The following is a 12,118-nucleotide window of genomic DNA, read 5'->3' on the forward strand; positions in this document are numbered from 1 at the left end:
CGTCGGCTACAGGTACTGCCCGGGGGACGGGCGGCCGTCCTGGGGCCCCGGCCTCTGCCCATGGGCTGCGGACTCCCCGTGACCGCCCGGACCGAACGGCGCAGCGCCCGCCCCGGGCGGCAGCGCACGCCGCATCTGCGAGAGCTGGGCCTGAGCGGCCATCTGCTGGGCCACCAGGGCGGTCTGGATGCCGTGGAACAGCCCCTCCAGCCAGCCCACGAGCTGCGCCTGGGCCACCCGCAGCTCCGCGTCGGACGGCGCGCCGTCGTCCGTGAAGGGCAGCGTGATCCGGTGCAGCTCCTCGACGAGGTCGGGCGAGAGCCCGTCCTCGAGCTCCGTGAGCGAGCGTTCGTGGATCTCCGCGAGCCGCGTCCGCGCGGCGTCGTCGAGCGGCGCGTCCCGCACCTCGTCGAGCAGGCGCTTGATCATGGAGCCGATCCGCATCACCTTCGCCGGTTCCTCGATCCGCGAGGCGTCCTCGGCGTCCGTGGCGTCCCCGACGTCCTCGACGTCCTCGACGTCGCCGGCATCTTCCGGGGAGCCGGTCGAGACCTCCTCGTCCCCGGTCGTCTCACCCCTCGGCGCGGCCGTCCCCGGAGCGGGTGAATTTTCGCCGTCGGTGACCCGGTCGCCGTCGGGCGTGACGACGCGTCCTCGCCCGGTCTCCACCTGGTCGTCCTGCTCGTTGCTCGGGTCGCTGTGGGTCATAGGACCCAGTCTGGCCCGGACCGCCGATGCGGGCTCCGCGGGAGCGCGTGCGGGGCGCTACGGAACGAGCAGCACCTTGCCGAACGGGACGCCCGACTCCAGCAGCTCGTGAGCGCGGGCCGCCTCGTCCAGCGGGATCCGGGCGTGCACGACGGGGCGCAGGCGACCCTCGGCGACCATCGGCCACACGTGCTCGCGGACGGCGGCCACGAGAGCGGCCTTCTCGGCCGCGGACCGGGACCGCAGGGTCGTGCCCGTCACCCAGGCGCGCCTGGCCATGAGGGCGCCGAGGTCGATCTCGCCGCGCGCCCCCTGCTGGAGCCCGATGACGACGAGGCGCCCGCCGGTCGCCAGCGCGCGCACGTTGTCGCGCAGGCCACAGGCACCGAGGACGTCGAGGACGACGTCGGCGCCGCGCCCCTCGGTGGCGGCCCGCACGGCCTCGACCACGTCCTCCGCGCGGTGGTCGACCGCCACCTCGGCGCCCAGCCCGAGGCACCGCGCGACCCGCTCCGGGCCGCCCGCCGTCGTGATCACGTGGGCGCCGAGCGCGGTCGCGAGCTGGACCGCGACGCTGCCGACCCCGCCGGAACCGCCCTGCACCAGCACGTGCTCGCCGGCGCGCAGCCGCGCGGTGTCCACGAGGTTGGTCCAGGCGGTGCAGGCCGCCTCCGGCAGGGCCGCCGCGTCGACCAGGTCGACGCCCTCGGGAGCGGGGAGCACCTGGGTGCCCCGGACCACGACCTGCTCGGCGTAACCGCCTCCCTCGAGGAGCGCGACGACCCGGTCGCCGGGCCGCCAGGGCGAACTTTCGTGGCCGGCGCGGCGCACCGTACCCGAGATCTCCAGGCCCGGCCATGCGGGAGCACCGGCCGGAGGAGGGTAGTGTCCGGTGCGTTGCAGCAGGTCAGCTCGGTTGATCCCGGCAGCAGCGACGTCGATGAGCACCTCGTCAGGGCCTGGTTCGTCCAGGTTCACCCGAGATGAGGTGAGTTTCGCCGGACCGCCTGGTGCCGATATCGTGACCGCTCGCACGCTGAAAGAGCCTAACCTGCGACGTCGAGACTTGCTCGGCGTCGCGCGGCACCCGAAGCGTGCGGACCTTACCGAAGGGCGACGGGGTCGACGACCGTCCCCGCTCCTTCGACGACATTGGGATGGAGAGAGGTTCAGATGCTCCGCAGGTTGGGCGTTCGCGGGAAGATCCTTGCGACACTCGCCGTGCCGATCTTCGTCCTTGCGCTGACGGCGGCGTGGATCACCTGGGGGTCCGTCGAGGAGAACCGGCGTGCTGAACAGACGTCGGCCCTCATGGACTCGCTGGTGCTGCAGGACGAGGCCGGTACGGCCTTCGCGGCCGAGCGTGCCCTGGCCTTCATGATGTTCGAGGATTTCCCGGGGGCCCGCGAGGACCTCGTCGAGGCCCAGGAGCGCACGGACGCGGCGCTCGACGCGCGTGACGAGGCGCTCGAGGCGCTCGACACGTCGGCGCTGACCACCAACGTCCAGGACGCCGTCCGTCGCACCCTCGCCGACCGCGCGAAGATCGACCAGCTCCAGCGCTTCGTGACCTCGAACCAGATCAACGAGAGCCGCGCCACGGAGCAGTACGGCCAGCTCATCGAGAACGCGCTCGAGGTGCCGCGATCGGTGGCACAGAGCACCGAGGACGCCGGTCTCGCGCAGCGCATCAACGCCTACGTCACGCTCGACGAGGCCATGCTCTCGAACACCCTCGAGCGACCCCTGGTGGCCGCCGCGCTGGCCTCCGCCGGCGACCTCCAGGACGACAGCGACGACAACGTCGACACGACCACCGTCAGCCGCATGGTCGCCGCGCTGCAGGACACCGACGACCTGCGGACGGAGTCCCAGGAGCGCCTCGATCTCATCCCGGGCGAGCTGCGGGTCCCGTCGTACAGCGACGAGCTCGACCAGATGCGCCTGCAGCTGCGGTTCTGGGCCGTCTCCGGTATCGACCGCGAGGTCGTCGGGAGCTGGGCCGAGCTCTCGCAGGACTGGGTCGACTCGACCCAGCCGGTGCGTGACGAGGTCCGGACCATGACGGCCGACTACGCCGAGGACCGCGCCGGCGACGCCCAGCGGACCGCGCTCCTCACGGGTGCCGGCGCGTTCGGCATCGTGGTCGTGTCCCTGCTGCTCGCCCTCCTCATCGCCCGCCGGATCGTGCAGCCGCTGCGCCGCCTCACCACGGCCACGGCCGACGTGCGCGACCGCCTGCCGCAGATGGTCGAGCAGATGGCGGTGCCGGGCCAGGCACCCGCCATCGACCTCGTCCAGGTGCCCATCGAGTCCAGCGACGAGATCGGCCGCCTCGCCGCGGCGTTCAACGAGGTCAACGAGACCACGATGGTCGTGGCCCGGGAACAGGCCGCGCTCCGTGGGTCCATCGCCGAGATGTTCGTCAACGTGGCACGTCGTGACCAGGTGCTGCTGAATCGCCAGCTGGCCTTCCTCGATGAGCTCGAGCGCTCCGAAGAGGACCCGGGCACGCTGTCCAACCTCTTCCGCCTCGACCACCTCGCGACCCGGATGCGGCGTAACGCCGAGTCGCTGCTGGTCCTCGCGGGCATCGACTCCGGGCGTCGTGTGCGCAACCCCATGCCGGTCTCCGACGTGGTCCGTACCGCGTCCTCCGAGATCGAGCTGTACGACCGCGTCCGGCTCAACCTCGGCGTCGACCCGCACATGCTGGGCCACAACGCACTGAACGCCGCGCACCTCATCGCCGAGCTCCTCGAGAACGCGACGATGTTCTCCGAGCCGCACACGCCGGTCGAGGTGACCACGTCGCGCGACGAGCGCGGTGTCGTCGTCGTCGTGCGGGACCACGGCCTGGGCATGAGCGCGGACGAGCTCGCCGACGCGAACGTCAAGGTCGCGCGGACCGCCGCCTCGGACGCCGTGGGCGCCCAGCGCCTCGGCCTCTTCGTGGTCGGCCGTCTGGCCGAGCGCCTCGGCGCCACGGTCCACTTCGCCACCGGCTCGTCGGGCAGCGGCACCGAGGTCACGGTCGCCTTCCCGGCCGTCCTGTTCCTGCCCGACGACGCGCTGCCGCTGCCGCAGCCGACCGACCCGCTGGCCTCCAGCACGCAGGCCGCCGTGGCCAGCATGACGCCCGACCCGGCACCGAGCCCTGTTCAGCAGGCGCCGGTCGCGCAGCAGCGCCCCGCCCCGGTGGTCCAGCAGCCCCCGGCCCCTGCCCCCGCCCCCGTGGCGGAGCGGTTCGAGCCGCAGCCCGCGCAGACCAACGCCATGCCGACCGTCGCGCCCGCGCAGGACCTCGCGCCCACCGGCACGTTCGAGCACCTCGAGCCGGAGCCGCCGGCCGCGGTCCCGGTCGACCTCGACATGCTGACCGACGGGACCACCTCCGTCGGCATGCCGCGTCGTCGCCGCTCCGGGCCGGAGCAGCCCGCGGTCGAGCGCACCGACACCGGCCAGATCGTGCTGCCGCCGCTGGCGACGCCGAACCTCCCCGACGTCATCGAGGACACCACGATCGAGTCGTGGCGCCCGCCGGCGGACGTGGAGACCTCGACCTCGTCGTCGCTGCCCAGCCGTCGCCGGTCCGAGCCCGAGCCGGCGCGCGTCGAGCCCGAGCCCGCCCCGGCGCCGGTGCTGGACGTCGAGCAGCGGACCGGCCTGTTCTCGAGCTTCCGGTCGATGAACGTGCTGGACGACCCCGACACCGAGAGCACCCTGCAGCTCGGTGCGATCACGGAGGACCCGGCCGCGCTGCCCGAGGAGATCGCTCCCCTCGCGCCGGTGGCCCAGCCCGCCCCGCGGCAGCCCGAGCCGTCGCCCGCGCCGCAGGCGTTCGAGTCGCGGTCCGAGTCCGTGGTGAGCTCCGTGCCCACCGCGCCGGCGCGGCAGTCCGTGGTCCGCCCGGTCGAGGCGGCTCCCGAGGCCGACCGCTGGTACCAGGAGCAGTCGGCGCCCGTACCGGCACCGGCGCCCGCCGCGCCCGCCGCGCCCGTGGCGTTCGCAGGGGAGCCGCACCAGCCGGCCCAGGTCGCGTGGTCGCCGACCACCGGCTCCCAGGAGCCCGTCTCCGAGGCGTCGGGCGAGCTGGGCAGCCTGCCGGCGTTCGAGGACCTCATGGCCGACCTCCCGTCGCGCAAGAGCACGCGCGAGGCGTCGAACCCGGCGCGCAAGCGTGGCCTGTTCGGCCGCAAGCCGAGCTCGGACGACGAGCCGGACGCCCCTCAGGGCACGTCCGCCCCGTCGTGGTCGTCGCCTGCGGCCTCGGCGGCCCCGGCAGCCCCGGCGGAGGTCAGCGACTGGCCCGCCCTCCGGAACGCCGGGCTGTCCGCGCCGGCGCCGTCGGCACCGGCCGCCCCGCCGGTCGACGACGGGTCCCGCGCGTCCACGTCGTACGGCGGCTCCGTGCTGCCGCTCCGAGCGACGGGGGCCGGCGCCGACGACCCGCTCGACCCGAACTTCGTGCCCGACACTGTCGAGGCACGGTCAGAGTGGATGGCCTCGGCCGTCCTGTACGAGGAGATGTCGACGCTGCTCCAGCGTGGTGTCTTCCAGGAAGGGAACGTGACCTCGACGAACGACGAGCAGACCTACCGTCCCGCGAGCGTCGCCAACGGCGCCGCCCCGGGGCTCGTGCGTCGGAGCCGCACCGGCGAGCCGCCGGCTTCGACGACGCGCTTCACGGCGCGCATCGAGCGTGACCCCGAGCAGCTGCGTTCGCGCCTTTCGGCCTTCCAGTCTGCGACCAGCCGGGGTCGCGACGACGCCGGTGCGATCTCGGCCTCGACGCGACCCGCCCCGACCGTGAATGATGTCCCTGGATCGTCACCGCAGCGGTGACCTGCGCCTTCGGCGTACCTGACGAGGAGGAAGCGTGACCCTCAGTACTGAAGCGACCAACTTTGGGTGGCTTCTCGACAACTTCGTGCGGACGGTTCCTGGGAGCCGGCACACCCTCGTGGTCTCGGCAGACGGTCTGCTCATGGCGATGTCGGACCAGCTGGACCGAACGAGTGGTGACCAGCTCGCTGCGATCGTGTCGGGTATGTCGAGTCTGACCCGTGGTGCCTCACGACAGCTGGACGGCGGCAACGTCCGCCAGGCCGTCATCGAGATGGACAACGGGTTCCTCTTCCTGATGAACGTGTCCAACGGCTCGGTGCTCGCGGTCGTGGCCGAGTCGTCCTGCGACATCGGTCTGATCGGCTACGAGATGGCGTTGCTCGTCTCGCGGACCGAGGCGACCCTGACGCCGCAGCTGATCTCCGAGATGCGTGGCAGCCTCCCTGTGGACGGCGCGTCGCGCTCGACGCAGGTGGGATGAGGCGAAGGCCATGACGCACGCATCGTTCGGTTCTCTGGGCTCGCAATCCGCGGACGGCTACGAGGCCTCCACGGTGCGTCCCTACGCCGTCACGGGTGGCCGCGTCCGCTCCGCGCTGTCCGACCTGCCTCTCGAGGCGCTGGTCGAGGTCATGCCGGGAGCGGTCAACAGCGTCGGTCTCACCCCCGAGAAGCGGGCGATCCTGCAGCACGCGGCGCACACGTATGTGTCGATCGCGGAGCTGTCGGCGCTGCTGCGCCTGCCTCTCGGTGTCGTCCGCATCTTGGTGGCGGACATGCAGGAGGAGGGGCACATCACCGTGCACACCTCGACCCCGGTCAACGTCCACACGGGGCACGGCAGTTCCCACTCGGGCCTGTCCCTGAGCGTCTTGGAGAGTGTTCTCAATGGCATTTCCGCCCTCTGACAGCGCGGCGCGCGGTGCGTCCGGGGGCATGTCCCCCGCGTGGGCACCCGTCTCGCAGACCGTCGGCGCCGTGAGCGCGTCGCCGGCGGGCGCCGCACCCGCTGTGGGTGGGACGCCGCAACGCCAGAGCGTGCTCGGCGGTGGTCCGCAGCAGGCCCCCCAGCAGGCTGCCGCCCCGGTGGCCACGGCGTCCGCGTCGGTCTCCGGCGGGCAGGCCTCGGCCGACGCCCGTCCTGTCGCGCAGCCGGTGCAGGCTCCGGCCTCGACTGCGCAGCAGCCGGCGGCCACGCAGGCCCAGCAGCCGGCGCAGGGTCCGAAGTCGGCCGCGCCGACGGTCACGAAGATCGTCGTCGCGGGTGGCTTCGCCGTCGGCAAGACCACGTTCATCGGATCCATCTCGGACGTCGAGCCGCTGAACACCGAGGCCGCGATGACCGAGCACTCGGTCGGTGTCGACGACGCGGGCGGCGTCTCCGACCGCAAGACGACCACGACCGTGGCGATGGACTTCGGCCGCGTGGCGCTGCCGGGCAACCTGTGGCTGTACCTCTTCGGCACCCCGGGCCAGGACCGCTTCCTCTTCATGTGGGACGACCTGGTGCGCGGCGCGATCGGCGCCGTCGTGCTGGTCGACACCGACCGGCTCGAGCAGTGCTTCCCGGCGATCGACTACTTCGAGTCGCGGAACATCCCCTTCGTGGTGGGTGTCAACTGCTTCGACGGCGTGGCCAAGCACCGCCTGGAGGACGTGCGCGAGGCGCTCCAGATCCCGGCGCACGTGCCGATGCTCTACACGGACGCCCGCTCGCGGGCTGCGACGAAGCAGACCCTCATCGCGCTGGTCCAGCTGGCCATGCGCCAGCTCCGTGGCGGCGCTGCCTGAGCGCAACCTCGAACGGCCCTGACGGCCCCCGACGCTCCGGCGTCGGGGGCCGTCGTCGTCGGGCCCCGGGGCAGCCTCCCGGCCCTCCGGTCGGGGAGGCGGGCGGCCGGGGGCCATGGGGCCGGCCGGTACACTGCTGTGCCGGGCCGCCGCTCGCGGGGGCCTGAGGAGGGCTGACAGAGCGGCCTAATGTGACGGTCTTGAAAACCGTTGTGCAGCAATGCACCGGGGGTTCGAATCCCTCGCCCTCCGCCGCCGCCCGCAGCTGCCGCACGTGCTCTCGAGCACGTGCGGCAGCCGGTCAGCGGATCTCGACGATCGGCAGGCGCAGCGCCCCGGGCGCCGCCGCCGGGACGACCGGCCGCGCGGGCGTCGTCGGCGGCACCACGACGTACTCCGCGCCGATCGGCGGCCGTCCGTCCGCGCCGTCACGGTTCGGCCACAGCGCGCACGCCCGCTCCGCCTGCGCGGTGATCGTCAGCGAGGGGTTGACGCCCAGGTTCGCGGTCACGGCGGAGCCGTCCATGACGTGCAGGCCCGGGTGTCCGTGCACCCGCAGGTACGGGTCCACCACGCCGGTCTCGGCGGTGGCGCCGATCGTGCACCCGCCGAGGATGTGTGCCGTCATCGGCACGTCGAACGGGTCCCCGACCGTGCCGCCCGCGATGCCGTCGCCGCCCATGCGTGCCGCCATCGCGCGCACGGTGTCGTGCGCCGCGGGGATCCAGGTCGGGTTGGGTGCGCCGGTGCCCTGGCGGGAGGTCAGCCGCCGCCCGAACGGACCCCGGCGGGTGAACGTGGTCAGGGAGTTGTCGTGCGTCTGCATGACGAGCGCGATCACGGTGCGCTGCGACCAGCCGCGCAGGTCGTACAGGGCCGGGAGGTCCCGTCGCCGGCGCCACAGCTCGCCGACCCAGCGCCTCCAGCGCGGCCCCTCGCCAGGACGGACACCGTCCACGAGCACCGTCTGCAGCAGCCCCATCGCGTTGGACCCGCGGCCGTAGCGCACCGGTTCCACGTGGGTGTGCTCGTCCGGGTAGAACGACGACGTGATCGCGACGCCCCGCGAGTAGTCGGGCTCGCCGACGTCGCCCCGGCGCACCGGTCGCATCGCGCCCAGGAGGGCCTCGGAGTTCGTCCGGGTGAGGTGACCCAGCCGGTCTGACAGATGGGGCAGCGTGCCGGAGTCCTTCATCGCGTGCAGCAGCCGCTGGGTACCGAGCGCGCCGGCCGCGAGCACGACCTGGCGGGCGCGGAACGTCCGACGGCGCGACCACGGGCGCCCGGTGCGGTGCGTGCGCACCTCGTACCCGCCGTCGGGCAGCGGGACGACGGCGGACGCCGTGGTGAGCGGCTCGACGCGGGCACCGGCGCCCTCCGCGAGGTGGAGGTAGTTCTTGACCAGGGTGTTCTTCGCGTTGTGCCGGCACCCCGTCATGCAGGCGCCGCAGTCGAGGCAGGGGCTGCGCTCGGGTCCGGCGCCCCCGAAGTAGGGGTCCGGCACGGGCGGGCGGGCGGGCCCGTGCGGCCCCGCGGGGGAAGCGTCGTGCGCGCGGGCACCGGTTGCCTCGCCGTCGGCACCGAGGTAGACGCCCACGCGCACGCGCCGGACGGTGTCTTCCACGCCGAGGTCGCGTGCGGCGTCGCGGATCAGCTCGTCTGCGGGCGTCGTGCGCGTGTACGTCGTGGCGCCGAGCATGCGCTCCGCCTGGTCGTAGTAGGGCGCGAGCTCGGACTCCCAGTCGGTGATCGCGGCCCAGGCGGGGTCCGCCCAGAACGCCGGGGGCGGGCGGTACAGGGTGTTGGCGTAGACGAGGGAGCCGCCGCCGACCCCCGCGCCGGCGAGCACCAGGACGTCGCGCAGGCGGTGGATGCGCTGGATGCCGTAGCAGCCGAGGGCGGGCGCCCAGAGGAACCTGCGCAGGTCCCACGACGTGCGGGGGTACTCGTCGTCGGCGAACCGGCGGCCCGCCTCGAGCACCCGGACGCGGTAGCCCTTCTCCGTGAGCCGCAGGGCGGCCACGCTGCCCCCGAAGCCCGAGCCGATCACCAGTACGTCGTCGTCGTCGCGGCCGTGCTCCGGTCCGTGGTCGTCGTCGTCCACCATGGCCCCGACCGTATCCGGTCGCCGCGCCGCGCCGCGCCACGCGGCGGCTTTTGCTCCGGGGCACCATGGGCGGTTACTCTGGGCGCCGCGGTGGTCCGTTCTGTGACCGCCACGAGGAGACGTCGCATAGTCTGGTCTAGTGCGCCACCCTGCTAAGGTGGTAACGGGGCAACCCGTTCGCGGGTTCAAATCCCGCCGTCTCCGCCAGGAAGGCTCCGGTGTTCAGCACCCGGAGCCTTTTCTGTCGCCTCTGTCGGACGGGGCAGGTGTCCTCCGTCACGATCGCCGGTCCCGGTTTGGGGAACGGGCGTGGGGGCGGTAATGTTTCCGACGGCCGGTGCGAGAGCGCCGATCGGTACTGCGCCCGTAGCTCAACGGATAGAGCATCTGACTACGGATCAGAAGGTTGGGGGTTCGAATCCCTCCGGGCGCACAGCAGCCCCTCACCAGGTGACACGCCGGGTGAGGGGCTTTTCCGTGCCTGGAGGAGGACGGCGCCCTCCGCGTCGTGCCCCTGCGTGGCCGCCGTCCCGTCCGCGCCGCACCTGTCCCACGGGATCCCCGAGGCGCGGCGGGGGCGGGGACGGCCCCGCGCGGCGACGTGCGGACCGAGGCCGATCCTGCGACGCTCCGAGGATCGGGTCCACCGCGTCGACGACGCGCGGTGAGCCGCCGGAGTCTCGCCGTCGTCGTCGACCGACGATCGGGAGCGCGCGGAGATGAGCGACCAGACCTGGCAGACGATTGCGATCGTCGCGTATCTCGTGGCGATGCTGTGCATCGGGTACGCGGCGTTCCGCAGCACGGACGACCTCGACGACTACATGCTCGGCGGACGCCGGTTGTCGCCCGGGGTCGCGGCCCTGAGCGCGGGGGCGTCGGACATGTCCGGCTGGCTCCTCATGGGACTGCCCGGCGCCATCTACCTCTCGGGGCTGATCGAGGCCTGGATCGCGATCGGGCTCACGATCGGTGCGTGGCTCAACTGGACGTTCGTCGCGCCACGACTGCGGGCCTACACCGAGGTCGCCGCGAACTCGATCACGGTGCCCAGCTTCTTCTCGAACCGGCTGCACGACGCGCAGCACCTGCTGCGGATCGCGGCCGGCGTCATCGTGCTCGTCTTCTTCACCTTCTACGTCTCCTCCGGCATGGTCGCCGGCGGGACGTTCTTCGAGAGCTCGTTCGGTTTCGAGTACACGACGGGGCTGTACATCGTGGCGGGGGTGACCCTGGCCTACACCCTCTTCGGGGGCTTCCTCGGGGCGACGTGGACCGACGTGGCCCAGGGCCTGCTCATGCTGGCCGCGCTGATCGCGGTCCCCGTCGTGTCGATCGTCGAGATGGGTGGCTGGGGGGCCGTGGTCGACGGGATCAAGGCCGCCGACGCGGGAGCGGGCACCGACCACCTCTCGTTCCTGGTGGGGGCGTCGGCCACCGGGGTCATCTCCGCGGTGGCCTGGGGCCTGGGCTACTTCGGCCAGCCGCACATCATCGTGCGGTTCATGGCGATCCGGAGCCCGAAGGACACCAAGGCGGGCCGGCGGATCGGCATCGGGTGGATGATCCTCACCGCGACGGGCGCGGTGCTCACCGGCCTCATCGGGTTCGCCTACATCAACGTCAACGGGCTCACCCTCGACAACCCCGAGACGATCTTCCTGTATCTCTCGCAGGTGCTGTTCCACCCGGTCGTCGCCGGCCTGGTGCTGGCCGCCGTGCTTGCGGCGATCATGTCCACCATCTCCTCCCAGCTCGTCGTCTCCTCGTCCGCGCTCGTCGAGGACCTGGTGAAGATGACGGGGCGGACGATGAGCAACCGCGCCGAGGTGATGCTCGGGCGGACCGGTGTCCTGCTGGTGGCGGTCGTCGCCGGGATCATCGCGCTCGACCGGACGGCGACGATCCTCGACCTGGTCGGTTTCGCCTGGGCGGGCTTCGGCGCGGCATTCGGCCCCATCGTGCTCCTGAGCCTGTACTGGCGCCGGCTCACCCGCTGGGGCGCGCTGTCGGGCATGGTCGTCGGCGCGACGGTCGCCTTCGTCTGGGGGCAGACGGACTCCCTGGCGGACACGCTCTACGAGATCGTCCCGGGCTTCGTCGCAGGCCTGGTGGTGGCGGTCGTGGTCAGCCTGCTGACACCGAGGCCCGGCGGCGCCGTCCTGGAGGAGTTCGAGCGCGCACGCCGTCTGGCGGCGGGCGAGGAGGCGGACGCCGTCCCCGCCTGACGGGCGGCAGCTTGCGACGCGAGGGGCGTCCGTGGCGGGACGTGGCGCGCGCCACGTCCCGCCACGTTGCGCTCACGCTCGGACCTGGGTAATGTTCTCGAGGTCAGCCCGACGGGCCGACGGACACCGAGGAGACAACCGCAAGGTTGGGTACCGGTGGCCGGGCCGGAGCTGAAACCCACAATCTTCAGGTTGGACGTACTTCTGTGCGCGCCGATCGGTGGGGCTGCAGATTCATTCTCGTCCAGGTTGTCCTGATCTTCGGAACAGGGCGGTTTGAGAAGAAGAAAAGGATCTGGTAAGTTTGAGGAGTTGCCCCGGACGGGATCGGAGCGGTTGCTTCGGTGTTGGATGGTGTGCGTCGGTTGTTTGAGAACTCAACAGTGTGCTTGATAGATAGTCAATGCCAATAGTTTGTTGGAACCTTTGTTGGTTC

8 protein-coding genes and 3 tRNA genes are annotated in these 12,118 nt (G+C 72.2%); 8 read left to right on the plus strand and 3 right to left on the minus strand.

Annotation, left to right across the window (positions count from 1 at the left end):
• Positions 1–6: 6 nt before the first annotated feature.
• Complete coding sequence (locus LEP48_RS14420) at positions 7–708, minus strand: bacterial proteasome activator family protein (protein ID WP_255641451.1); 702 nt, start codon at positions 706–708, stop codon at positions 7–9.
• 57 nt (positions 709–765) lie between these two features.
• Positions 766–1,743, minus strand: coding sequence for an NAD(P)H-quinone oxidoreductase (locus tag LEP48_RS14425; RefSeq protein ID WP_225566306.1), 978 nt, complete (start codon positions 1,741–1,743; stop codon positions 766–768).
• Positions 1,744–1,929: 186 nt separating this feature from the next.
• Between LEP48_RS14425 and LEP48_RS14430 the strand changes: the two genes are divergently transcribed.
• The 5 genes from LEP48_RS14430 (at position 1,930) to LEP48_RS14450 (ending at position 7,599) form a co-directional block, all read left to right on the plus strand.
• Entirely contained in the window at positions 1,930–5,553 is a 3,624-nt protein-coding gene (locus LEP48_RS14430) for a sensor histidine kinase (RefSeq protein ID WP_225566307.1), read from the plus strand.
• A 34-nt stretch (positions 5,554–5,587) separates the two neighbouring features.
• Entirely contained in the window at positions 5,588–6,037 is a 450-nt protein-coding gene (locus tag LEP48_RS14435; protein ID WP_225566308.1) for a roadblock/LC7 domain-containing protein, read from the plus strand.
• Between the two features lie 10 nt (positions 6,038–6,047).
• Positions 6,048–6,464, plus strand: a complete 417-nt coding sequence (locus LEP48_RS14440) for a DUF742 domain-containing protein (protein ID WP_225566309.1) — start codon at positions 6,048–6,050, stop codon at positions 6,462–6,464.
• A 343-nt stretch (positions 6,465–6,807) separates the two neighbouring features.
• Entirely contained in the window at positions 6,808–7,347 is a 540-nt protein-coding gene (locus LEP48_RS14445) for a GTP-binding protein (protein ID WP_225566317.1), read from the plus strand.
• A 167-nt stretch (positions 7,348–7,514) separates the two neighbouring features.
• Positions 7,515–7,599 (plus strand) — tRNA-Ser (locus LEP48_RS14450).
• Between the two features lie 49 nt (positions 7,600–7,648).
• On the opposite strand, the gene LEP48_RS14455 is transcribed toward LEP48_RS14450, so the two are convergent.
• On the minus strand, positions 7,649–9,454 hold the full coding sequence (locus tag LEP48_RS14455; protein WP_225566310.1) for a GMC oxidoreductase: 1,806 nt from the start codon (positions 9,452–9,454) through the stop codon (positions 7,649–7,651).
• A 115-nt stretch (positions 9,455–9,569) separates the two neighbouring features.
• Here LEP48_RS14455 and LEP48_RS14460 point away from each other — a divergent pair.
• From LEP48_RS14460 to putP, 3 genes are all read left to right on the plus strand, one after another.
• A tRNA-Ser gene (locus LEP48_RS14460) sits at positions 9,570–9,661 on the plus strand.
• 153 nt (positions 9,662–9,814) lie between these two features.
• Positions 9,815–9,887: transfer RNA gene (locus LEP48_RS14465), tRNA-Arg, on the plus strand.
• A gap of 286 nt (positions 9,888–10,173) precedes the next feature.
• Positions 10,174–11,682 carry a sodium/proline symporter PutP gene (gene putP / locus LEP48_RS14470; RefSeq protein ID WP_225566311.1) on the plus strand — a complete coding sequence of 503 codons (1,509 nt, stop codon included), beginning with the start codon at positions 10,174–10,176 and terminating at the stop codon, positions 11,680–11,682.
• Positions 11,683–12,118: the final 436 nt, after the last annotated feature.

The organism is Isoptericola luteus (assembly GCF_020297055.1).
GTDB lineage: Bacteria > Actinomycetota > Actinomycetes > Actinomycetales > Cellulomonadaceae > Isoptericola > Isoptericola luteus.